23 protein-coding genes are annotated in these 24,163 nt (G+C 30.1%); 13 read left to right on the plus strand and 10 right to left on the minus strand.

From position 1 onward, the window contains the following. The first annotated feature begins 64 nt into the window (after positions 1–64). Positions 65–643 (plus strand): lytic transglycosylase domain-containing protein, encoded by a 579-nt coding sequence (locus CLLT_RS00070; protein WP_012660768.1) that lies wholly within the window; start codon positions 65–67, stop codon positions 641–643. Positions 644–652: 9 nt separating this feature from the next. On the opposite strand, the gene prfA is transcribed toward CLLT_RS00070, so the two are convergent. From prfA to rsmA, 6 genes are all read right to left on the minus strand, one after another. After that, the gene (prfA, locus tag CLLT_RS00075; RefSeq protein ID WP_012660769.1) at positions 653–1,720 is read right to left on the minus strand and encodes a peptide chain release factor 1; all 1,068 of its coding nucleotides are present in this window, start codon (positions 1,718–1,720) and stop codon (positions 653–655) included. A gap of 3 nt (positions 1,721–1,723) precedes the next feature. Next, positions 1,724–1,987, minus strand: a complete 264-nt coding sequence (rpsT, locus tag CLLT_RS00080; RefSeq protein WP_012660770.1) for a 30S ribosomal protein S20 — start codon at positions 1,985–1,987, stop codon at positions 1,724–1,726. 84 nt (positions 1,988–2,071) lie between these two features. After that, positions 2,072–2,212, minus strand: a complete 141-nt coding sequence (locus CLLT_RS00085) for a hypothetical protein (protein ID WP_153801289.1) — start codon at positions 2,210–2,212, stop codon at positions 2,072–2,074. A 63-nt stretch (positions 2,213–2,275) separates the two neighbouring features. Beyond that, positions 2,276–3,037: a pseudouridine synthase gene (locus tag CLLT_RS00090; protein WP_074692273.1), complete on the minus strand. Its 762-nt coding sequence runs from the start codon at positions 3,035–3,037 to the stop codon at positions 2,276–2,278. A 9-nt stretch (positions 3,038–3,046) separates the two neighbouring features. Further along, on the minus strand, positions 3,047–5,005 hold the full coding sequence (locus tag CLLT_RS00095; RefSeq protein WP_012660772.1) for a ribonuclease J: 1,959 nt from the start codon (positions 5,003–5,005) through the stop codon (positions 3,047–3,049). Beyond that, entirely contained in the window at positions 4,971–5,792 is an 822-nt protein-coding gene (rsmA, locus tag CLLT_RS00100) for a 16S rRNA (adenine(1518)-N(6)/adenine(1519)-N(6))-dimethyltransferase RsmA (protein ID WP_074692270.1), read from the minus strand. The genes CLLT_RS00095 and rsmA overlap by 35 nt, the downstream gene beginning before the upstream one ends. 90 nt (positions 5,793–5,882) lie before the next feature. Between rsmA and CLLT_RS00105 the strand changes: the two genes are divergently transcribed. From CLLT_RS00105 to CLLT_RS00115, 4 genes are read left to right on the plus strand one after another with little or no spacing between them, the layout of a single operon-like run. Continuing rightward, complete coding sequence (locus tag CLLT_RS00105) at positions 5,883–6,416, plus strand: nucleoside phosphorylase-I family protein (RefSeq protein ID WP_012660774.1); 534 nt, start codon at positions 5,883–5,885, stop codon at positions 6,414–6,416. 10 nt (positions 6,417–6,426) lie between these two features. Further along, entirely contained in the window at positions 6,427–7,497 is a 1,071-nt protein-coding gene (gene rlmN / locus CLLT_RS00110) for a dual-specificity RNA methyltransferase RlmN (RefSeq protein ID WP_074692267.1), read from the plus strand. Further along, a complete protein-coding gene (locus CLLT_RS07890) occupies positions 7,494–7,604 on the plus strand; it encodes a hypothetical protein (protein WP_230107697.1) in 111 nt (36 codons plus the stop codon). Before rlmN ends, CLLT_RS07890 begins: the two co-directional genes overlap by 4 nt. Then, positions 7,594–8,604, plus strand: a complete 1,011-nt coding sequence (locus CLLT_RS00115; protein ID WP_074692265.1) for a radical SAM protein — start codon at positions 7,594–7,596, stop codon at positions 8,602–8,604. Before CLLT_RS07890 ends, CLLT_RS00115 begins: the two co-directional genes overlap by 11 nt. Here CLLT_RS00115 and CLLT_RS00120 read toward each other — a convergent pair. Beyond that, positions 8,601–9,503, minus strand: coding sequence for an RluA family pseudouridine synthase (locus CLLT_RS00120; RefSeq protein ID WP_070255760.1), 903 nt, complete (start codon positions 9,501–9,503; stop codon positions 8,601–8,603). The genes CLLT_RS00115 and CLLT_RS00120 overlap by 4 nt on opposite strands. Positions 9,504–9,582: 79 nt before the next feature. Between CLLT_RS00120 and purB the strand changes: the two genes are divergently transcribed. The 7 genes from purB to CLLT_RS00155 all read left to right on the plus strand — a co-directional run bounded on the left by purB (position 9,583) and on the right by CLLT_RS00155 (position 19,665). Continuing rightward, entirely contained in the window at positions 9,583–10,911 is a 1,329-nt protein-coding gene (gene purB, locus CLLT_RS00125; RefSeq protein WP_070255757.1) for an adenylosuccinate lyase, read from the plus strand. A gap of 13 nt (positions 10,912–10,924) precedes the next feature. Next, the gene (locus CLLT_RS00130; protein ID WP_074692305.1) at positions 10,925–13,300 is read left to right on the plus strand and encodes a ribonucleoside-diphosphate reductase subunit alpha; all 2,376 of its coding nucleotides are present in this window, start codon (positions 10,925–10,927) and stop codon (positions 13,298–13,300) included. A gap of 15 nt (positions 13,301–13,315) precedes the next feature. Next, entirely contained in the window at positions 13,316–15,301 is a 1,986-nt protein-coding gene (locus CLLT_RS00135; RefSeq protein WP_074692262.1) for an OPT family oligopeptide transporter, read from the plus strand. Next, positions 15,298–16,104, plus strand: a complete 807-nt coding sequence (locus CLLT_RS00140; RefSeq protein ID WP_012660781.1) for an undecaprenyl-diphosphate phosphatase — start codon at positions 15,298–15,300, stop codon at positions 16,102–16,104. Before CLLT_RS00135 ends, CLLT_RS00140 begins: the two co-directional genes overlap by 4 nt. Positions 16,105–16,210: 106 nt before the next feature. Further along, complete coding sequence (gene thrS, locus CLLT_RS00145) at positions 16,211–18,022, plus strand: threonine--tRNA ligase (RefSeq protein WP_012660782.1); 1,812 nt, start codon at positions 16,211–16,213, stop codon at positions 18,020–18,022. Next, a complete protein-coding gene (infC, locus tag CLLT_RS00150; RefSeq protein WP_012660783.1) occupies positions 18,019–18,540 on the plus strand; it encodes a translation initiation factor IF-3 in 522 nt (173 codons plus the stop codon). Before thrS ends, infC begins: the two co-directional genes overlap by 4 nt. Before the next feature lie 33 nt (positions 18,541–18,573). After that, the gene (locus CLLT_RS00155) at positions 18,574–19,665 is read left to right on the plus strand and encodes a DNA adenine methylase (RefSeq protein WP_012660784.1); all 1,092 of its coding nucleotides are present in this window, start codon (positions 18,574–18,576) and stop codon (positions 19,663–19,665) included. On the opposite strand, the gene CLLT_RS00160 is transcribed toward CLLT_RS00155, so the two are convergent. From CLLT_RS00160 to CLLT_RS00170, 3 genes are all read right to left on the minus strand, one after another. Continuing rightward, positions 19,662–20,528, minus strand: a complete 867-nt coding sequence (locus CLLT_RS00160; RefSeq protein WP_012660785.1) for a helix-turn-helix transcriptional regulator — start codon at positions 20,526–20,528, stop codon at positions 19,662–19,664. The two genes, CLLT_RS00155 and CLLT_RS00160, sit on opposite strands and share 4 nt — an antisense overlap. Before the next feature lie 78 nt (positions 20,529–20,606). Continuing rightward, positions 20,607–22,031, minus strand: coding sequence for a VWA domain-containing protein (locus CLLT_RS00165; RefSeq protein WP_012660786.1), 1,425 nt, complete (start codon positions 22,029–22,031; stop codon positions 20,607–20,609). 31 nt (positions 22,032–22,062) lie between these two features. Continuing rightward, positions 22,063–23,748, minus strand: coding sequence for a BspA family leucine-rich repeat surface protein (locus CLLT_RS00170; RefSeq protein ID WP_074692260.1), 1,686 nt, complete (start codon positions 23,746–23,748; stop codon positions 22,063–22,065). A gap of 172 nt (positions 23,749–23,920) precedes the next feature. Here CLLT_RS00170 and rpmI point away from each other — a divergent pair, with 172 nt between their 5' ends. After that, positions 23,921–24,112, plus strand: coding sequence for a 50S ribosomal protein L35 (gene rpmI, locus CLLT_RS00175; RefSeq protein ID WP_012660788.1), 192 nt, complete (start codon positions 23,921–23,923; stop codon positions 24,110–24,112). The last annotated feature ends 51 nt before the right edge of the window (positions 24,113–24,163 follow it).

Consider the following 24,163-nt stretch of genomic DNA (forward strand, 5'->3'; position numbering starts at 1 on the left):
TTAACTTATTTGCATAGTTTTTATTTATAAATTTGCTATAGCATAAGTATTACAAAGGAGTAAAATGTTAAAAAAAATTTTATTATTAGTAGTATTTTTTAATTTTACTTTCGCTTTTGATACCAAAATTTTTATAGGTGATACTTATATACCTGAAGATTTTTATAAGTATGATAAAGACTTTAAAACTGCGGCTAGAAAGTACAATATACCTACAGCTTTACTCAAAGCCATAGCTTTAACAGAAAATGCAGCTTATAAGCATAATATCACCAGTAAAAATAAAAATCAAACAAGAGATTATGGTTTAATGCAAATTAATAGCATTCATTTAAAACGCTATGGAATTAGTGAGAGTGCGATTGTAAAATCTAGTGTAAATATTGACATAGCAGCAAGATTGCTTCATGAAATTATACAAAAACATGGTTTTAGTTGGAGTGCTATTGGAAGGTATCATTCAGCAAATGATAAATATAAAAATATTTGGCTTGATAAAGTGATGAAAAATTTAGTTGCTATAGTTTTAAAAGATAGCAAAGATCTTTTTATAATGGAAAAATTCAGAGCTTTTAAACTTGCTTCTCTTTTAATAAATGTGGATAAAAAACAATATAGAATTTTATTGGCAAGTAATAATTAAAACAAGAAATTATAAATTTTCTTGTTTTAAAGCTTCTGCTTGGTAATAAGCGATCAATGGTTCTACTATCTCATCAAATAAACCACCTTCTAAAATCGCATCAAGTCTATATAGAGTAAGATTTATTCTATGATCGCTAATTCTATTTTGAGGAAAATTATAAGTGCGTATGCGCTCGCTTCTATCGCCACTTCCAACTTGAGATTTTCTTGCCTCGCTTTCTTTAGCTAAGCGTTCTTGCTCTTGCATTTCAAAAAGTCTTGCTTTTAAGACTTTCATAGCGCTTTCCTTGTTTTTATGCTGACTTTTACCATCTTGATTTACTACAACTATACCTGTTGGAATATGGGTAATTCTTACAGCACTATCTGTAGTATTTACACTTTGTCCGCCATGACCACTACTGCGCATTACATCAATTTTTAAATCATTTGGGTTAATTTGAATTTCAACATCATCAACTTCTGGCATAATAGCTACTGTGATGGCTGAGGTATGAACTCTACCTTGAGATTCTGTTTCAGGAACCCTTTGAACTCTATGCGTGCCACCTTCGTATTTTAATCTTGAATATGCCCCATTTCCTTTGATAAGAATGATGATTTCTTTAAAACCACCAACACTACCCTCGCTAGAACTTACAATTTCATATTTATAATCACGATTTTCAGCATAGCGTATATAAGCTTTTACTAAATCTCCAACAAATAAAGAAGCCTCATCTCCACCAGTTCCTGCGCGAATTTCTAAAAATATATTTTTATCATCGTTTGGATCTTTAGGCAATAAAAGAATTTTTAATTCTTCTTCTAAATTTGGTTTAAGAAGTTCTAAATTTTTTAATTCTTCTTTGGCTAATTCACCGAGTTCTGGGTCAGATAAGAGGAGTTTATTTTCCTCTATATCATCTAAAGTTTTAAGATATTCTTTTGCTTTTTCTACTATGGGTTCTAAATTTTTTTGCTCTTTTGATAGAGCAGTCATTTTAGAAATATCATTAGAAATATTAACATCACTTAAAAGAGTATTTAACTCATCAAAGCGTGTTAAAAAAGGTTTGAGTTTATCAGCTAGCATTAATTAAGCTATTTTATTTACCAATAATGCTAATCTACTCACACGGCGTGACGCAGTTTGTTTTTTCAAAAATCCACGGCTTACCATAGCATGAATACTTTTATTAGCTATTTTTAATGCATTTGCCGCTGCTTCTTTGTCATTATTTGCCGCTGCTTCGCGAACTGCTTTTGTTATATTTTTTAATCTTGTTCTATAAAATCTATTTCTTTCAGTTCTTTTTATAGTTTGTCTTGCTCTTTTTTCAGCAGATTTATGGTTTGCCATAATTTTCCTTTATTTATATAAATTAAATTGCTAATTATACAAGATTAAAATTAAAATTTAATTAATTTAAGTAATTTTAAAGTATCAATTAATCATATTCATGACTTTTACTATACAAGATTTTTGATCTTGGCATTGATTTTCTAATTTTTCTGCAAGAGTTTCTTCATGTGTTATCGCAATAAAAACCATAATTACACTAAAAAGAGTAGTTAGAATTTTCATCAATTTTTCCTTTTTTAAATATTTTGAAAAATTATAAAAATTCTTTGTGGAAATAATGTGAATTTAATATTTTATATTATTTGTCTTTAAAAAATCGCGTAGTTTTTCGTACTCGCCATTTTCCAAATAACGATATTTGCCAGCTTTTAACATACCAAGATCTAATGCTCCAAAAGCTACTCTTTTAAGATCCATCACTTCTAAATCAAAATGCCCAAAAAAGCGTCTTAGTTCTCTATTTTTACCTTCATTAATGATTACTTTTAGCTTCGTATAGCCTCCGCTTGAGCCAAAAATTTCAAAGCCTAAAAATGGGGCAAAACTCATTGAGGTTATTTTGGTTTTAGTGTGAGCTCCTTTTTTTTCATTTTGAATTTCTAAGCCATTTTGCATAGCCTCGATGACATTTTTATCTATATTACCTTTTACTTTCAAGTAATATTCTCTTTCTAAATCACTATGCGTCAACGCATCTGCAATCACAGGAGAATCGGTTAATAAAAGCAAACCTTCACTTGCAAAGTCAAGCCTACCAACGCTAAGCCATGTGCTAAATTGTTTTGGCAGGGTATGATAAATGGTTTTTCTACCTCTATCATCTTTTTTACTAACTATTTCACCTTTTTGTTTGTGATAAATGATGACTGAAAATTGTGTTTTTTTATGGAGTTTTTTACCATTGATAAAAACTTTATCTTCAGCATTTACACTATCATTTAGCAAGGCTGTTTTTTTATTGATTTTTACTAAGCCTTGCTTGATTAGCTCATCAGCCTCACGGCGAGAATATTTGCTATTGTGTGAGATGAATTTATTAATTCTCATAATTTTTCTTTACATCACAAAAATAGTTGGTACTATGGTTGGATATTTTTTGATTTTTCTAAAAATATGCTTTCTTAGTACTTGTCTAATTTGAGCTTCTAAAACTTTTGGATTATCTAAAATTTCATCTTTTACATTTGGGAAAAATTGACTTAAAACATCACTCATTTCTTTTGAGAATGCTCCATCTTGTTTATCAGCTACCAAGCCATAGCTAAATACTCTTGGTTTATTAATCAGTGTTTTACTTGCTTTATCAAGCTGAGCAATGATGACAACTATACCGCTATCTGCTAGTTTTTGTCTATCAATTACTACATCATCTGCGATTTGTTTGTTGATTTGATTATCTACAAAGACCTTTCCTGTTTTAACTGTTTTTACGCGTTTGATGTATTTTTGGCAAAGCTCTACTTGATCTCCATCACTCATTAAGTAGATATTTCTTTCAGGTATACCACATTTTAGAGCAGTTTCCTTGTGTTTATTGATATGATTATACTCTCCATGCACTGGCAAGAAAAATTTAGGTTTTATTAAAGTTAGCATGAGTTTTTGCTCTTCTATACTAGCATGTCCGCTTACATGAATTTCGCTAAATTCTTGATAGGCTACTTTAGCCCCTGCTTTTAAAAGAAAATCAAGCACAGCAGAAACATTTGCTTCATTTCCAGGTATAGCTTTAGCTGAAATGATAACTTGATCACTAGGTTTAATTTTGATAAATTTATGCTCATCTGTAGCCATTCTATATAAAGCACTCATAGTCTCACCTTGACTTCCTGTAGTGACAATTAGTACTTCGTTGTCTTTATATTTGCTAACCTCATCTGCATCAATGAAAATTTTTCTATCAAGTTTGATGTAACCAAGTTCCATGGTAGTATAAAGATTTCTTTCCATAGAGCGTCCTATAACACACACTTTTCTGCCATATTTTAAACCATAGCTAATAGCTTGATATACACGGTGGATATTAGAGCTAAAGGTGCTCATAATCACCCTGCCTTTAGTTTTGGCAAAAATTTGATCAAAAGTAGGCCCTACGGAGCTTTCACTTTTTGTATAACCTTCTTTATATGAGTTTGTACTATCACTTAAAAGACAAAGTACGCCTTCTTCTCCATATTGAGCTAAACGATTTAAATCCGTTGGATAACCATCAATTGGGGTTTGATCTATTTTAAAATCACCAGTATGTATGATGGTTCCTGCTTTAGTTTTAATAGCTAAAGCACAAGCATCGATGATAGAGTGGGTTATGTGAATCCATTCTAAATTAAAATCACCTATTTCATAAATTTGTCTTTTTGTTATAGGTCTAAACCATTTTCTTTCAGCTTTTAATCCATGTTCTTCAAATTTATTTGAAATCATACCTAGTGCTAAAGGTGTTGCGTAGATAGGAAATTGAAATTCTTTGAAAAAATACGGCACAGCACCAATGTGATCTTCATGAGCATGAGTGATGATGATGGCGCGAATTTTGTTTTTAATCTTTCTTACATAGTCAAAATCAGGTATGATAATATCTACTCCATGCATGCTTCCATCTGGAAAACTCATGCCTATATCAACGATAATCGCATCGTTGTTGGTTTCAAAAACAGTGATATTTCCACCGATTTCTCCAAGCCCACCCAAAGGCGTAATACGAATTTTATGTTCGCTTGAGTTGTTGTGTTTTAAAGGGTGGAGTCTTAGTTCGTGCATGATTTTATTAGCTTCTATACTTTTGGCAAGTTCTATTTGCCATTCTTCATTACCGCTTAATTTAGATGGTAAATTTCTATTTTTTTTCTTTTTCTTTTTTTCTTCGCTAGCTCCAGTTTGAGTATTTTCTATTTTTGTTTCATTTTTAATTTCACTATTTTGCTCTTGATTTTGTGAATCTTTTTTTCTTTTGTTTTTAAATTTATTAAATCTTTTAGTTTTATTTTGTTCTTGAGTTTTGTTTTCTTCGCTCATAGTCATCCTTTAAATAGTCATAAATTTTAAGGTATGAATCAACGCTAATTTCATGAGCTCTTGAGGTAGAAGAGATATCTAGTGCTTCAAATGCTTTTAAAATTTTTTCTTTTTTATTTTTAAAATTAGATAAGAGTTGTTTTCTAGGATTTTGAAAACAAGCTCTAAGAAATTCTTTAAAAGCTTCTATATTTTCGCATTTTTGCTGATAATGAGTAGTTTTTATTAACTTCATTACAGCTGAAGTAACTTTTGGTGGAGGATTAAAGCTTTGTGGTCGTATATCAAAAAGCATCTGTCTTTGGCATATCAATGCACAAAGCACCCCTAAAGCCGAAAAATTACTTTCTTTTTCATTTGCACAAAATTTCTGTGCCACTTCTTTTTGCACCATTACTATAAGCCCAAGACAATTTTGATCTTCTAAGGCTTTTAAAATCAAATTTGTAGCAATATAATATGGTAAATTTGCTACCAAAAAGTACTCTTTATCGCTTAAACTTCCTTGATCAAAAGCATCGCCTGCATTTTGATGGATAAGCTCAAAATTTCCACCTTCAATCTCATTTTGAAATTTTTTATTTAAAATAGGAATCAAATCTTTATCAATCTCATAAGCTCTAATATGAGCTTGTGGGATTTTCAAAAGTTCTTGCGTTAAATCACCTAAGCCAGGCCCAATCTCAACTATATTTTTAGTATCTTTGGGTATGGCTTGGATGATTTTATCTACCACGCTTTTATCACATAAAAAATTTTGTCCAAAATGTTTTTTTGCTTTTATCATAAATTTATTTTATCTAAAAAATATTAATTATAGCATTATTTTAAGCGCTAATTAGATAAAATTTGAATTATTTTTTATAAAGGCTAATTTTTGAAAAATCTTATAGTATGTGCAGGGGGAAATGAGGATTTTAAATTTGCACAAAGTATTGGTATAGGTTTGGTTAATTCTGCTTTTTCTTTAGGTAAAATTTTAAGTCAAGTAAAAGTAGATAGAGTGATTTTTATAGGTACATGTGGAATTTACCAAGAAGGAAAAATTTTAGATATTTATGAAAGTTCTAATGCAGCGAATTTAGAATACGCAGATTTATTTGATAGTTTTTATACGCCTATAGCAAATGAGATTAGATTAAATGTTTCACATGAAACTATGATTAATTCTTCAAACTATATTTGTAAAGATGAAAATATCGCCAAAGAGTTTTTTAAAAAAGGTATGCATATAGAAAATATGGAAGCATACGCAGTGCTTTCTTGTGCAAAAATGCAAGAGATAGAAGGAGTTTGTTATTTATGTGCGACAAATTTTTGTAATGAATTGGCACATGAAGATTTTTTAAAAAATCACCAAAAGGCAAAAGAATTGTTAAAAGATTTTTTGTTAGATAAAAAACTTATATAGGAAAAAAAAATTGAGTGAATTAAAAAACATATTAGATTTTACTAAAGAAGAATTAGAGAATTTAGTCCAACCAAAATTTAGAGCAAAGCAAATTTTTGAATGGGTATATAAAAAATATGCAGACGATTTTTTGCAAATGTCGTCTTTGCCAAAAGATTTTAGAGTGTACTTGCAAAAAAATTTTCATTTTTCACCTTTAAAATGTGTGAAAGATGAAAAAAGCAAAGATGGAAGCATTAAGTATCTTTTTGAGCTTTTAGATGGTAAAAAAATAGAAGCTGTTTTACTGCCTATGAAAGAAGAACTTGTAGATGAAAATGGAAAAATCATCAAACATGCAAGATATACCATTTGCGTTTCTTCTCAAGTGGGGTGTAAAAGTGGGTGTAGTTTTTGTCTTACTGCCAAAGGTGGTTTGAGTAGAAATTTAAGCGCTGGAGAAATAGTTGGACAAATTTTATGGATTAAAAAACACAATAAAATTCCATACGAAAGAAGAGTTAATATAGTTTATATGGGTATGGGTGAGCCTTTGGATAATCTTAAAAATGTTTCAAAAGCTGTCAAAATTTTAGCCGACAATGACGCTTTAGCTATAAGCCCTAGAAGACAAACTATAAGTACAAGTGGTTTGGCAAAACAGATTAAAGAGCTTGGAGAAATGAATTTAGGCGTGCTTTTGGCTATTTCGCTTCATGCTGTAAATGATGAGCTTAGAAGTGAATTAATGCCTATTAATAAAGCTTATAATATAGCAAGCATTATGGAAGCGGTGAGAAATTTTCCTATAGATCAGCGTAAAAGAGTGATGTTTGAATACCTTTTAATTGATGGAATAAATGATAAAATAGAGCATGCAAAAGAACTAGTCAAGCTTTTAAATGGCATAAAAGCTAAAGTGAATTTAATACTTTTTAATCCACACGAAGGAAGTTTATATAAAAGACCAAGTGTTGAAAATGCCATTAAATTTCAAGATTATCTAAGTGCCAAGGGTGTTACTTGTACTATAAGAGAAAGCAAAGGGCTTGATATATCAGCAGCTTGTGGGCAGCTTAAAGAAAGGCAGAGTAAACAATGACTTTTTTAGATATAGCTCAGCTTATTTTTATAAGCATAGTGGTGATCATAGGACTTGGTGGGATTGTTTATGTATTAAAAAATGAGGGGAAAAATAATGATAGATAAAAAACAATTATTAGAAAATGAATTATTTCAAAAAAGATATATAAAAGCAAATATTTCTTGGTATTTTTCTTATTTAAATGGCAAAAGAGGATTTGGAAGAATTTTTAAAATTCCTTATGCTGCAATGATGAAAAAATTTTATCTTAAAAAATATTTTGAAAAAAGAGTTTTAAATGATAAAATAGATATACCATATCTAGAATTAGTTTTGACTACAAAATGCACTTTAAGATGTGAATCTTGTAATAATTTGATGCAATATTTTTCTCCATCAAACCAATACACTTGCACTTTTGAAGGGCTTAAAAATTCTTTAGATCTTTTATTATCAAAAATAGATAGCATAGGAAGAGTTAGGATTATCGGTGGAGAGCCTTTGCTTTTTAAAGATTTACCAAAACTCATAGATTATTTAGAAGAGCAGAAAAAAATTCTAACTTTTGATATATTGACCAATGCAACCATAGATTTTAAAGATGAATTAATCCAAAGATTTAAATCATCAAAAAAAGCTAGAAAAATAAGTATATCTGATTATACAAAATCGCCAAATTTAAAAGTTCCATTAAAGCAAGAAAGCATATTAAAAAAATTAAAAGAAAACAATATAGCATTTTCATACAACACCACAGATCATTGGTATGATATAGATAAAATTTATAAGCGCGGAAGAAGTAAAGAAGAGATCATTAAAAACTATTATAATTGTCAAATGCCATGTGTAAGTTTGATGACTTCTGAAGGTCTAAATGATAAAACTTTGGCTCCAAATGGCGCTGTATTTGTGTGTCCTATATCATCTTCTTTATCTCGTTTGAAAAGCCTTGAAGAATTTAATGGAGATTTTATAAACTTAGATGATAATAGAGAAAGAATTTTAGAATTTTATACTCAAGATTTTTATAAATCTTGTGATTATTGTAGAGATTATAGTAAGGCTATTAAAAAAATTCCAATAGCAATTCAAACTGATAAAGTTTTAAAATTAGAAAAAGATTAAGGTAGATTTTTTAAAAATTCACCTTTTACATCTTTTTGAGATTGTATCAAAAATTTTTGATTTTTATATATAAATTCTAAGCTAAAAGAGTGTAAAAGCAGTCTTTTAGCCCCTGTGATGTGAGCTCTTTTGATATCACTCATTTTTCCATCTAATATTTGCTCTATTTGTGTTTTTTCTAAACCATATAAAGGTTCACCTAAAATTTTATGTTTCACATGAAACAAATGTAGTCTTATTTGATGTTGTCTGCCTGTTAGAGGTTTAGCTAAAATTAAACTGACATCTAAATTTTCAAAATATTCTAAAGTGTAAAATTGAGTTAAAGCTTCTTTGCCATTTTCACAAATATGCATCCTAGTTTTGACTGCATCATAGTCTTTAGCTAAATCCATACTTTTATCTACTATAAATTCTTCTTTGGTTTTTCCCTTTACTAGAGCAAGATAGCTTTTTTGCACTAATCTTTTTTCAAACATGGTTTTTAATTCAATTTGTGCATTTTTGTGTTTTGCTATGAGTAAAAGCCCACTCGTTTCTTTATCTAGTCTATGAGCCACGCAAGCATTTTGTCCCCATAAATGCCAAATTTCATCACAAAGACTATAAGTACAATTGCGTCCATTAGGATGAGTTAGCACTCCACTTGGCTTTTCTACGATGGCAAAATCTTCATTTTCAAAAACTATTTCCAATCCTTTAGGGTTATTTTCATATACGATTAATTCCACTAAGCCATCTAAAAATTTGTTTTTTTCTTCTACTAAATTTCCATTGCAAAATAGTCTTTTTTTATCAATGAGTTTTTGTGCCTCACGCATAGAAATTTTTAACTCATCCATAAGTAGTCTAAATGCCTTTTTTCCATTATTTGCTAGTTTCTTTTTTATATATGCCATTTAATAACTTTCTTAGGTAATTTATAATAAAATTCAAACTATTTTTTTCATAAAAATTATATAAAAAAAGGTCTTGAAAATGGTTGAAAGATATAGTAGAGAAATCATGGCTAAAAAATGGGACATGCAAGCAAAATATGATGCATGGTTAAAAGTAGAATTAGCTGCCGTGAAAGCATGGAATAAACTTGGTCTTATTAAAGATGATGATTGTGAAAAAATTATAAAAAATGCAAAATTTGATATAGCAAGAATAGATGAGATAGAAAAAACCACCAAACACGATGTTATCGCATTTTTAACAAGTGTTAGTGAAAGTTTAGGCGAGGAAAGTCGTTTTGTGCATTATGCGATGACAAGTTCAGATTGTATTGATACTGCGGTTGCATTACAAATAAAAGATAGTTTAGAATTAATCTTGCAAGACTTAGATCAAGTTTTAGCAGCGATTAAAACAAGAGCGTATGAGCATAAAAATACTTTAATGGTAGGAAGAAGCCATGGAATTCATGGCGAGCCTATAACTTTTGGTTTGGTTTTGGCTATTTGGTATGATTCACTAGTTCATGCAAAAGATTTAATCATCCATGCAAAAGAAACAATTAGCTATGGGAAAATCAGTGGAGCTATGGGAAATTTTGCTCATGCTCCGCTTGAATTTGAAGAAGAAGTTTGTAAAAATTTAGATCTTAAACCAGCACCAGTTTCAAATCAAGTCATACAAAGAGATCGTTATGCTCAAGTTATATCAGCTTTGGCTATTTTGGCTTCAAGTTGTGAGCAAATTGCTGTTGCTATCCGCCATTTTCAAAGAACAGAAGTATATGAAGCTGAAGAGTATTTTTCACAAGGACAAAAAGGAAGTTCTGCTATGCCTCATAAGAGAAATCCTGTATTAAGTGAAAATATCACCGGCCTTTGTAGGATGATAAGAGCTTATGTGATGCCAGCTTTAGAAAATGTAGCATTGTGGCACGAAAGAGATATATCGCATTCTAGTGTTGAAAGATTTGTATTGCCTGATGCTTTTATCACGACTGATTTTATGCTTGCAAGATTATGCGGTGTGATAGAAAAACTTTTGGTGTATCCAGAAAACATGATGAAAAATTTAAATTTAACTGGAGGATTAGTATTTTCTCAAAGAGTGTTACTTGAACTTCCATTTAAAGGTATAAGCAGGGAAGAAGCTTATAAGATCGTTCAAAGAAATGCTATGAAAGTTTGGGCTGATTTGCAAAATGGCAAGCCTGCGTTAAATGAAAAAGGCGAGAGTTTGTTTTTGTTAGCTTTATTAGCTGATGAGGATTTGAAAAAGTCTTTAAGCCAAGAAGATATTAGAAATTGTTTTGATTATAACTACTATACAAAGAACGTAGATAAAATTTTTGAAAGAACATTTAAATAAGGGGTGGGTTGCAATGAAAGTGCTAAAAAGAAATGGTAGGACTGAAGAGTTAGATGTTTCTAAGATTAAAAAATATACTACCGATGCAGTTGCAAATTTGGATAATGTTAGTCAAAGTGAGCTAGAAGTTGATGCAAAAATTCAATTTCGTGATGGTATAAGCACAGAAGAAATCCAGCAAACTTTAATCAAAACAGCAGTAGATAAAATAGATATTGATAGACCTAATTGGACCTTTGTTGCTGCAAGGTTATTTTTATATGATTTGTATAAAAAAGTAAGCGGTTTTACTGGATATAAACATTTAAGAGAATACCTTGAAAAAGGTGAAAAAGAAGGTAGGATTTTAATTGGTTTAAAAGAAAAATATGATTTAGATGATCTTAATGCTTATATCAAGCCAGAACGAGATTTGCAATTTACTTATCTTGGCATAAAAACTTTATATGATAGATATTTGATTAAAGATTCTAAGGGTATGCCTATAGAATTACCACAGCAAATGTTTATGGCTATAGCTATGTTTTTAGCACAAAATGAGCTAGATTCTCAAACTTGGGCTAAGAAATTTTATGATTTAATCTCAACTTTTGAAGTAATGCTTGCAACCCCAACCCTTTCAAATGCAAGAACCACAAGACATCAATTAAGTTCATGTTATATAGGAAGCACTTCTGATAATATAGAAGGGATTTTTGATTCTTATCAAGAAATGGCACTTTTATCTAAATTTGGCGGTGGTATAGGCTGGGATTGGTCTAAGGTGCGTGCTATGGGTGGAAGTATAGATGGACATAAAAATGCAGCAGGTGGGATTATACCATTTTTAAAAATTACTAATGATATAGCAGTAGCTGTTGATCAACTTGGCACTAGAAAAGGTGCAATTGCTGTTTATATTGAACCTTGGCATATGGATATAAATGACTTTTTAGATTTGCGTAAAAATTCAGGTGAAGAAAGAAGAAGAGCGCATGAGCTTTTCCCTGCTTTGTGGATTAATGATTTATTCATGAAAAGAGTAAGAGCAAATGACAAATGGACGCTTTTTGATCCTGCTGATACAGCAAGTTTATGTGATTTATATGGGCAAGAATTTGAAAAAAGATATGAAGAATTTGAAAAAGATGAAAGTATAGTTAAAGAAATTGTTGATGCAAAAGAGCTATGGAAAAAAATACTTTTATCTTACTTTGAAAGTGGCTTGCCGTTTTTGTGTTTTAAAGATAGCGCAAACAAAACAAATCCAAATTCCCACGCAGGGATTATAAGAAGTTCAAATTTATGTACAGAAATTTTTCAAAATACCGAGCCAAATTATTATCAAATCAAAATCATATTTGATGATAAAACAGAACTTCATTTAGACGAGGATGAAGAACTTACAATAGATGGAGGATATAAAAAGCTTGCTAAAAAAGTTTCTACTTTAGATAGTATTAATGGTAAAAAAGTCTATATAGTAGAAAAATATAAAAACGAAGGAAAAACCGCAGTTTGTAATCTTGCAAGTATAAATTTAAGTAAAATCAACACCAAAGAAGACATCCAAAGAGTAGTACCAACAGCAATAAGAATGCTTGATAATGTGATTGATTTAAATTTTTATCCTCATGTAAAGGTTAAAAATACCAACCTAAAATCACGAGCTATAGGGCTTGGTGTAATGGGCGAAGCACAAATGCTAGCTGAAGCTCAAATTTATTGGGGCTCTAATGAACATTTTGAAAAAATTGATCGCATTATGGAGATGATTAGCTATGAGGCTATTTTAGCTAGTTCCAATTTAGCTTTAGAAAAAGGAAGTTATCCTGACTTTGAAGGATCAAATTGGAGTAAAGGTATAGTGCCAATTGATGTAGCAAATGAAAATGCCAAAAAGCTTACTGCAAGCGAAGGTTTGTTTGATCAAAGTGAGTGTGATTGGGAAAAATTAAGAGAAAAACTAAAAAGAGATGGTATAAGAAATGGTTATTTAATGGCTATAGCGCCAACCTCTTCTATTTCTATTTTAGTGGGTACTACTCAAACAATCGAACCTGTATATAAAAGAAAATGGTTTGAGCAAAACTTAAGCGGTATGATACCAACTGTAGTGCCAAATTTGAGTGCTAACACTTGGCAGTATTATACTCCTGCTTATGAGCTTGATCAAAAAATCCTAGTAAAAGCAGCAGCGATTCGTGGTAAATGGATTGATCAAGGCCAATCTTTAAATATCTTTGTTTCTTTAGATAAAGCAAGTGGTGGGTATTTAAATGAAATTTATCAACTTGCTTGGGAATTAGGTGTTAAATCAACTTATTATCTAAGAAGTGAAAGTCCTGATAGTCAAAAAGTAAATGATGATGTGGTTGATAGAACTATAGAATGTGAAGGTTGTCAATAAAAATGGAGAAACAAAATGCATACAAAAAACTCACTACCGGAGCTTACGCTTAGGGGTATAATACTAGGAAGTATTTTAACGATTATTTTTACCGCCTCAAATGTATATTTGGGGCTTAAAGTTGGTCTTACTTTTTCTACTTCTATCCCTGCTGTTGTGATTGCAATGGCTGTTTTAAAAATCTTTAAAGACTCTAATATTTTAGAAAATAATATGGTTCAAACTCAAGTTTCAGCCGCAGGTACGCTTTCGGCTGTGATTTTTGTTATACCAGGTCTTTTTATGTGTGGATATTGGTTTGAATTTCCTTTATGGCTTACTTTTATGCTCTGTCTTTGTGGGGGTGGATTGGGTGTGCTTTTTACCATACCTTTGCGTAGAGCCATGGTGGTAGAGAGTAAATTAGCTTATCCTGAAGGAAGAGCTGCTGCTGAAATTTTAAAAGTAGCCAATAAAGATCAAGCTGATAAAAAAGGAAAAGTAGGCTTAAAAGAAATCACACTTGGTGTGGCTTTTGCTTCTATGATAAGTCTTTTTTCAAGCGGTTTTAAACTACTTTCAAGTGGAAGTAGTTTTGCATTCATTTGGCAAAAAATGACTTTTGGCTTTTCTATGGGTTATTCAGTGGCGCTTTTGGGCGCTGGATATTTAGTGGGTATAGCTGGAGGTGTTGCATTGCTTGCGGGTATGGTGCTTGCTTGGATGGTTTTTGTGCCATATTTTTCTGCTAAAGAAAGCTTTGATGCGAGTTTAAGTGCGCTTGATATAGCTAATCAAATTTGGGCTCAAAAGGTGCGTTTAATAGGTACAGGAGCTATAGCTATAGCAGCATTATGGACTTTAATAGAACTTGCAAAACCTGTATATGATGGCATGAAAAATATGCTTAAAAAAACCTCATTAAATCTCTCACAAGATCCTAAAGATATGGATTTATCTTTAAAAGCTATGCTAGGTTTATTTGTACTTATGTGTATAGGTTTGTTTGTTTCATTTTATGCTTTTGTGGCTGATTCAAATTTAGCAAGTGGTTATCAAATTCTTTTTGCCTTGGTAGGAACTTTAGTAGCTATTTTCATAGGCTTTTTTGTAGCTTCTGCTTGTGGGTATATGGCAGGTTTGGTGGGTTCATCATCTTCTCCTATTTCGGGTATAGGACTAATTGGGATTATGATTTCTTCTTTGATTATTTTACTTTTGGGATATCAAGTAGATTTATTTAGCGATCCTTTAATGTCTAAATTTGCCATCGCTTTTGCTATATTTACTACTAGTGTTATTTTAGCAACTGCTGCTATTTCTAATGATAATTTACAAGATTTAAAAACGGGATATTTAGTGGGTGCAACTCCTTGGAAACAACAAGTTTCTTTGATTATAGGTTGTGTATTTGGAGCTTTAGCTATAGCTCCTGTTTTAAATTTATTATACCAAGCTTATGGTTTTGTGGGTGCAATGCCAAGAGAGGGAATGGATGAGGCAAATGCGCTTGCTGCACCGCAAGCAAATTTGATGAGTACCATAGCGCAAGGTATTTTTAATGCTAATATTGATTGGAGTTATATTATAGCGGGAGCCTTTGTGGGTGTTGGTATAATTATCATCGATCGTTTATTGAGAAAGAAAAATATGTCTTTACCACCTTTAGCTGTGGGCATAGGTATATATTTACCACCTGCTGTTAATATGCCTTTGTTTATAGGTGGATTATTAGCGTATTTAATTAAAAAGCGTTTAGAGCAAAGATATGCTAAAAATGCACATAAAAAAGAACTCATTCAAGAGCATGAGCAAAAAGGAACCTTATTTGCCTCTGGTTTGATAGTAGGTGAGAGTTTATTTGGAGTGCTAATAGCTGGTTTAACTGTGCTTTCTATTAGTAGAGGTGGGGCTGAAGATCCACTTGCTATTGCAACTTCATTTAAAGATGATGGGATTATAGGTTTTGTAGTTTTTGTAGCGATTATGCTAATTTTTGCAAGAAGAGTACTTAAAAAATGAATTTAGATTATTATTATGCTTTGATTTTAGGAATTATCGAAGGTTTGACAGAATTTTTACCTGTTTCATCTACAGGGCATATGATTTTAGGTGCTGAAATTTTGGGTTTGGATATTAATGAATTTTGGAGAAGTTTTTTTATTATTATCCAACTTGGTTCTATACTAGCGGTGATTTTTATTTTCAAAGATAAACTAACTCAAAAACTTGATATTTGGTTAAAACTTGCTGTGGGATTTTTGCCAGCAGGTGGTTTTGGTTTTATAATGTATAAATTTTTAAAAGAAATTTTTAATGGCTATACCGTGGCTACTATGTTAATCATTGGTGGGATTATTTTTATCATCATAGAGCTTAAACATAGAAAAAAAGACTATGATATACATTCTTTAGATGAGGTAAGTTATAAACAAGCTTTTTTGATAGGTTTAACCCAAGCTCTTGCTATCATACCAGGTACTTCAAGAAGTGGGGCGAGTATTATAGGTGGATTATTGCTTGGGCTTGACCGCAAGGTTGCTTCTGAATTTTCATTTTTACTCGCAATTCCTACTATGATAGTAGCAACAGCTTATAGCATTTATAAAGAACCACAGGTTTTAAGTAATATGAATAATTTCATTCCTTTAGCCATAGGTTTTATAACAGCATTTATAGTGGCTTTTGTGGTAATTAAAATATTTTTAAAATTAATCAGCAAGATAAATTTCATACCTTTTGGAATTTATAGGATAATTTTAGGTTTTGTATTTTTATACCTTTTTATGAGTGGTGCTTTAGATATATCAAGAACGGGTGTTTGAAATATAAAAATATCCTTTATTTAAAAAAAGTTTAAGTTTTTCATAGCTAAAATTAGTCTTATATTTTAATTTAAGCTCACAAGGTTAGTGAGTGTTAAGGGTAGAAATGACAAAAGATATAATTGCATATGCAAATAATGAAACTTTAGTGGATACTCAAAGTTTTAACAATGATACAAATTTAACTCCGATTTATTTTGATAATTCTAAAGAAAGTTTAGAAGTTATCCGCCACTCTTGTGCGCATTTAATGGCTCAAGCGATTAAAAGTTTATATCCAGAGGCTAAATTCTTCGTAGGACCTGTGATAGAAGATGGGTTTTATTATGATTTTAGGGTTGATAGTAAAATTTCAGAAGAAGACTTAAGTAAAATCGAAAAGAAAATGAAAGAACTAGCAGAGGCAAAGCTAGATATCACAAAATATGAACTCTCAAAGGCCGAGGTTAAAGAAAAATTTGCTAATGATGATTTAAAACAAGAAGTTTTATTAAGAATTCCTGATGGTAAAGTAAGTATTTATAAGCAAGGCGAATTTGAAGATTTATGCCGTGGACCCCATGTGCCAAATACTAAATATTTAAGATTTTTCAAGCTTACCCGTGTAGCTGGAGCGTATTTGGGTGGTGATGAAAAAAGAGAAATGCTCACAAGAATTTATGGTACTGCCTTTGCGGATAAAGAAAGTTTAAATGAATACTTAAAAATCATAGAAGAGGCCAAAAAAAGAGATCATAGAAAACTTGGCAATGAAATGAAACTTTTTGCTTTTGATGATGAGATAGGTGGCGGGCTTCCTATATGGCTTAGCAATGGGGCAAAATTAAGAAGTAAATTAGAGCATTTATTATATAAAGCTCATAGATTAAGAGGCTATGAGCCTGTGCGTGGGCCTGAGCTTTTAAAAGCTGATGCATGGAAGATTAGCGGGCATTATGCAAACTATAAAGAAAATATGTATTTTACGCAAATTGATGAGCAAGAATATGGCATAAAGCCGATGAATTGTGTAGGGCATATTAAAATTTATCAAAGCGATGTTAGAAGTTATCGCGATTTGCCTTTGAAATTTTTTGAATATGGCGTGGTGCACCGCCATGAAAAAAGTGGTGTTTTACACGGACTTTTTAGAGTTAGAGAATTTACTCAAGATGATGCACATATTTTTTGTATGCCAAGTCAAATAAAAGAACAAGTTTTAGAAATTTTAAGCTTTGTTGATACTTTAATGAAAGCTTTTGGGTTTGATTATGAAATGGAAATTTCAACACGCCCAGCAAAAGCAATAGGCGATGATGAAATTTGGGATATAGCCACAAACGCTTTAAAGCAAGCTTTAGATGAGCAAGGTTTAAAATATGGCATTGATGAGGGTGGTGGAGCTTTCTATGGGCCAAAAATTGATATCAAAATTACTGATGCGCTAAAGAGAAAATGGCAGTGTGGAACTATACAAGTTGATTTTAACTTGCCAAGTCGTTTTAAACTTGAATACACAGACGCAGATAATGAAAAAAAACAACCTGTAATGCTTCACCGCGCGATTTTGGGATCTTTTGAAAGATTTATAGGAATTTTAATAGAGCATTGTGCGGGTGAGTTACCATTTTTCATAGCTCCAACTCAAGTAGCTATAGTGCCTATTTCACAAAATCATCATGAGTACGCAAAAGAAATAGCTAAAAAGCTTTTAGAGCTTGGTATAGATAGTGAAGTATATAGCAAAAATGAAAGCTTAAATAAAAAAATTCGCACCGCAGAAAAAGCACATGTGCCTATGATACTTGTATTAGGTGATGAAGAAGTGGCAAATAAAAGTGTGGCTTTAAGAGATAGAAGAGCAAAAGAACAAAAAACATTAACTTTAGATGAATTTATAACCCTAACAAAGGAGAAATTAAGTGAGGTGCGCTTTTGAGTAAAGAAAAAGAAGTTTTGCTAAATGATGAAATTCAGGCAGATGAGATTAGATGTATAGGTGATGATGGCAAGGTATATGGCATTATAAGTAGTGATGAAGCGCTAGATATAGCAAATAGACTAGGGCTTGATTTGGTGATGATAGCTCCTGAAGCCAAACCACCTGTATGTAAGATAATGGATTATGGAAAATTCCGTTATCAGCAAGAAAAAAAGCAAAAAGAAGCAAAGAAAAAACAAAAAGTTATTGATATAAAAGAGATCAAACTTTCTGTGAAAATTGCTCAAAATGATATAAACTATAAAGTTAAACATGCAAGCGAGTTTTTAGAACAAGGAAAGCATGTAAAATTTAGAGTATTTTTAAAAGGCCGTGAAATGGGTTCTCCTGAGGCAGGAGTAGCTTTGCTTGAAAAAATTTGGCAAATGGTTGAAGATATAGCAGATAGAGACAAAGAACCTTTACTTGAAGGGCGCTATGTAAATATGCTAGTAACTCCTAAAAAGAAAAAATAATCACAAGCCTTTTAAGGCTTGTATTTTAAACTTATGCTAGAAGAAAATCCGCAATTTTTAAAAGAACAAATCATAACTTATCTTGGAAACAAAAGATCCTTGCTTGATTTTTTAAGTAAGGGTTTTAAATTCGCACAAAATGAGCTTAAAAAAGAAAAATTTAGTTTTTGTGATGTATTTAGTGGATCAGGTGTAGTTTCGCGTTTTGTGAAGCCTTATGCAAGTTTTATAATAGCAAATGATTTAGAAGATTATTCTAAGATTATAAATGAATGCTATTTGAGTAATCAAAACGAACATCTTTTGCAAGAACTGCAAAAATATTATAAATTCTTAATTACTGATTTAAAATTAAAAAAAGGCTTTATAAGCGAACTTTATGCTCCAAATGATGATAAAAATATCCAAAAAAACGAAAGAGTTTTTTACACGCTTAAAAATGCGATGTATTTAGATACTATGAGGGAAAAAATTTCAAACCTGCCAAATAATATGCAAAAATATTTTTTAGCTCCACTCATTTATGAAGCAAGCGTGCATGCAAATACAAGTGGAGTTTTTAAGGGTTTTTATAAAGATAAAAATGGAATTGGAAAATTTGGAGGAATTGGCGAAAATGCACTAAGTCGCATAAAAGGTGATATAGAGCTTAAAATACCTGTTTTTTCAAATTTTACTTGTGAATATGAAGTGTTGCAAAAAGATGCAAATATTTTAGCAAAAGAACTTAATGATATAGATGTGGTGTATTTGGATCCACCTTATAATCAACATCCTTATGGATCAAATTATTTTATGTTAAATTTAATAGCAAATTATAAAAAACCTAATGAAATTTCTAAAATTTCTGGCATACCAAAAGATTGGAATAGAAGTGTTTTTAACAAACACAAACACGCTGAAGATGCTTTATATGAATTAATCAATGATATAAAAGCAAAAATTGTTTTACTTTCTTATAATTGTGAAGGTTTTGTAAAAAAAGAAAAGTTTTTAAAACGCTTGCAAAAATTTGGAAAATGTGAAATTTTAGAACAAAAATACAATGCCTTTAGGGCTAGTAGAAATCTCTCTAAACGCTCTATGCATATACAAGAACAACTTTATGTTTTAAAAAAATATTAATCATGCATATATGCGTTTAATTGCTCAAAAAGTTTTTCTTTTAAGGCAAGAGGTTTTTGTATCTTAATATATGGTATCCAATATCTTATCAAATTTAAAAGCTCATCATCATAAGTATAAAATGCCTTGATATAAATGAAATTTTCATCCTCATCTACGCATTCGTATTTAGCAAGGGCATTTTTTCTTAAGAAGTATTCTTTGGCTTTTTTATCAAGTTTTAAAATAGCTTCTTTGTTTTCTTTGCTTATCCAATTGCTTTGATTTTTTTGAATTTGCTTTAAAAAGTCTTCTTTTAAAGCGAAATTTTCTTTTTTTTCTATATATAATCTTGTGATTTTAGAAAAAGTAAAGGTTTTTAAAGTGCCACTTTCATCTGCTAAAAGATACCATATGTTTTCGATGTTTATAAGTTTGTAAGGATTTACATGGCGATTTTTGTCTTTATAGCAAAATTTTATAGGATGATTTGCTATGATGGCTGCGCTTAATTTTTCAAAAATTTCTCTATCAAGTGTTTCGTAATTTTGAGTTTTGACTAAAAAGGCTTTGTTGATTTTTTCATTAAGTAAATCGTTTAAAAATTCTTTATCTAAACTAGGATAAAGCTTGCCTATGCCACTTAATATGGCAAAATTTTGTATATCTTTAAAGCTTAATTTTCCTAAAACATAACTTTCTAAAAAATACTTTCCATTCTCTTTTTTTATAGGGATAAAAGCAAGGCGATCATGCAAGTCTCTTTGTATAGTGCGAATGCTGACATTAAATTCTTGCGCAAGCTCTTCTAAGCTAAAACGCTCGCCGTTGTTTAAATACTGCAATATAGCTACCAAGCGTGTAGAAAGCTTGTCTTTATCCATGCAAAAACCTTTTTTGTTTTTGCTTATTTTAGCAAATCTTTGATGTTTTGTTTGCTATAAATTATATTGGCTTACTTATCAAATTATGTTTGTGTTTTTGATATCATAAAGTGTTGTTATAATTTTGGTTGAGGTGTCATATTTCCAGTGTTTATCAAAAATGGTTTTTACTTTATCACATCCATTGATATCCAAAAGATAAAATTTATTTTCTTGCTCTCTTTGTTTTTCCATTTGTTTTAAAATTTTATTATCTATATCACCAAAAAATCCATCGGAAATAACAAGTAAATCAGACCTTTCAAAACCATCTTCTTGCATTTTCTTTACACCTTCTTTTAAGGCTATGCTTACATCAGTTCCTCCATTAAAACTAAAACATAAAAAATCAAATAGTTTTTTCATACCTTTTGAAAGATCGATTTCTTCGCATTTTGTTTTTGTACTAAAATTTATCAAATAACAAGCGCTTTTTTCTTTTAGTGCTTTCTTGACCATATAATATGTAATTCCTTTAGCGATGATTTCAGGCTGGCCATCCATGGATCCACTACTATCTACACAAATTATTATAGCTCCTTTATTTTTATGATTTTGCATTTTGTTTATATAGCCTTGTTTTTCAAAGCAAAAAAGTCTATTTTCTAAGTATTTTAAAACAAACAAATTTTCCAAATCTTCATCATTTAAAAGTCCAAGTTCTTGCGCTAGTAATTCTTCCAAATTTCTTCCTAAAATAACCCCTTTGATTTCTTCTTTAGATTCTTTACTGGTCTTTTGAGCATTATTGTTAAGATTACTATCGTTTTTTCCTTCTTTATTATCATCATTTCTTGACTTTCCTAACAAATCACAAATTTCTTTTAAGGCGTGATTATTTTTGATAATTTCAAAATAATCTATTATAGATTTTATGCTTAGCTTTTTTTCGCATCCTGTATTATTTCCATAATATGGATTTTTATCGTGAAAATCCTTAATGAATTCAAGTTTGAAATTTTCTAATATATTTTCTATGTTATTAGCATTAGTTTCAAAAAAATCATTTTTTGAAACACTTATTGCTTTATTACCTTCACAATTTTCACTTCCTAAAATATTTTCTTTCTCTATTTTTTCCATTAAAATACAAACTTGTTTATTATAGTGCTTTAAAAATTTTTCTTCGTATTTTTTGATTTTCTTGTTTAATTCTTCGTTCCAAATTTTTAGTAGAAAATCTCTAAGTTCTTTTTGTGATTTATTTGTATTTTCTAGACTATCTAGTATAAAATCTATATTTTTTCTATTGTATTTTCTAAATTCTGTAAGATCTTTTAATATGATTTTTTTTTGGGTTCTTGCTATAATTTCTCTATAAGATAATATTTTTTTCTCTTCTATAAAAAGACGAAATCCTTTCATCTTTTTAATATATACATGTAATTGATCTAAAAAATCAGTAATTTTAGATCTTATATTGGGATTTTTTATTTTTTGTATTTTTTCTAGTATTGTTATCATTATATAAACTTTCAGTTATTTAGATAAAATTTTAAATCTTGTTTGTATTTTTGTGTTTAGACATATGGTGTTTGGAAGCCTCATTTGACATATTCCACTTTTCTAATGATTGGTTAAAATTTGTACAACCATAAAACATATTATCCATATAAACAACATTACTCACATCCCATTCTTCTAATGGTTGGTTAAAATTCACACAACCACAAAACATATTGCTCATATTAGTCACATTACTTACATTCCATCCTTCTAATGATTGATTAAAATTTGCGCAACAATAAAACATATCGCTCATATTGGTTACATTACTCACATCCCATTCTTCTATACCAGAAAAATCTTTTCTTTTTGAATTATTAAATAAGTTGCTCATGTCCGTGATATTTGACACATTAATATCACCTAAATTTACATGTTGATTGTTTATTAGATCTATTAATTCTTCTTTGTTTTTCGGAAAATATTTATAAGTTTTATGTTTTTGATTTTTAATGATATTGATATTGTATAGTATTTGTTCTATTTTCATTGATTCATATTTTATATTTTCTGATAACTTATTGAAATAACTTAAATATGTTTTATAAGAATAATCACTTAAAAATATATTCAATTCTTTTTGTTTTTCTTGTATTTTTTGCTCTAAATCAATGATATTTTTTTGAATACTTTGAAGTTTTGGCAAAAAATTATCGCTAGATTTTTGTTTTTCTTGAAGAGATTTCTTTTTGTTTTGTATCACTGTATCAAATTTGTTTTCTAAATCCAAGATAGCGTTTTTTATCTTAATAAAATCATTGCTAAATGAAAGATTTTTTTGCAGTATTTCTTTGATTATGATTTTATCTTTTTCATTGCTCCATAAACAATGTTCTAATAAAGCTAAGTCTATAGGCAATATTTCATTTCTATCGTTTAGATAGGCACATACAGCTAGTAATTCAGCCACGCTTTTATATCTTCTATCTGATATATAAATTAACTCATCTATATCTTCTAAGTTTTGATTATGTAGTTCTATGTCTGATTTTATATTTAAAAGTATCTCTAAAGCTTCTTTGCTAAAACAAATTTCTTGGCTTTTGGTTTGTATAATGTGTAAATCATCTAAGCTTATAAATTCTTGCAAGTTTATAGGCTCTTGCTTGCGTTTTTGCACCAAATTCTCAAAACTCTCTCTTTGCTCTAAAGGCAATACCTCATATCTTATAAGCATTCTATCATACAAAGTTTCTAAGCCTTGATTAGCTGCAGGAAATTCATTAGAAGCACATATAAGTCCATATAAAGGAACTTCTATATTATCTTCTCCATCTTTATAAATTTTCTCATTGATAATAGTTAATAAAGTATTTAATATAGCAGGAGAACTTTTCCAAATTTCATCTAAGAAAGCAAAATTTGCACAAGGTAAATATCCTTTAGTTACTCTTTTTAATTTATTCTCTTTTAAGGCTTTAATGTCTATAGGTCCAAATACTTCTTCTGGTGTAGAAAACCTATTCATCAAATAAGTAAAAAAATGATTATCTTCTCCAAAGGCTAAAGCACTTCTTCTTGTTATCATACTTTTAGCTGTTCCAGGAGGTCCATATAAAAATATAGATTTACCTGAAAAAAATGCTAATAAAACAAGTTTTATTACTTCATCTCTTTCTAATAATCCTTTGTTTAATTCTTGTATGATATTTTGTATTTTATTTGCATAAGACATTTGTTTATCCTTTCGTTGTTTAGATAAATTTATAAATGATGTTTATATTTTTTGTGAAAATTATATTTAACTCTTGCGACAAGCTGTGTCATATAAAATTTAATTTTTCTAAAGCATAACTATAGTAAAATCTTAGCTTTCTTTTATGAAAAAATTTATCCAAAGGATACACATGCCAAAAATGAAAAGCGTTAAAAGTGCTGTTAAACGCTTCAAAGTAGGTAAAAATAAAATTAAAAGAGGCTCAGCTTTTAGAAGCCACATTTTGACTAAAAAACCTGCTAAAAGAATGCGTGATCTTCGCACTTCTAAGTATGTTCATTCAACCAATGTTAAAGCGGTTGAAAAAATGTTAGGAATTTAAGCTCGCTTAAATTTAGTTTTTGACAAAAAGTCATTCAAACTCCCCTTATTA

The sequence above is a fragment of the Campylobacter lari subsp. lari genome, assembly GCF_013372185.1.
In the GTDB taxonomy this organism is placed as follows: Bacteria; Campylobacterota; Campylobacteria; order Campylobacterales; family Campylobacteraceae; genus Campylobacter_D; species Campylobacter_D lari.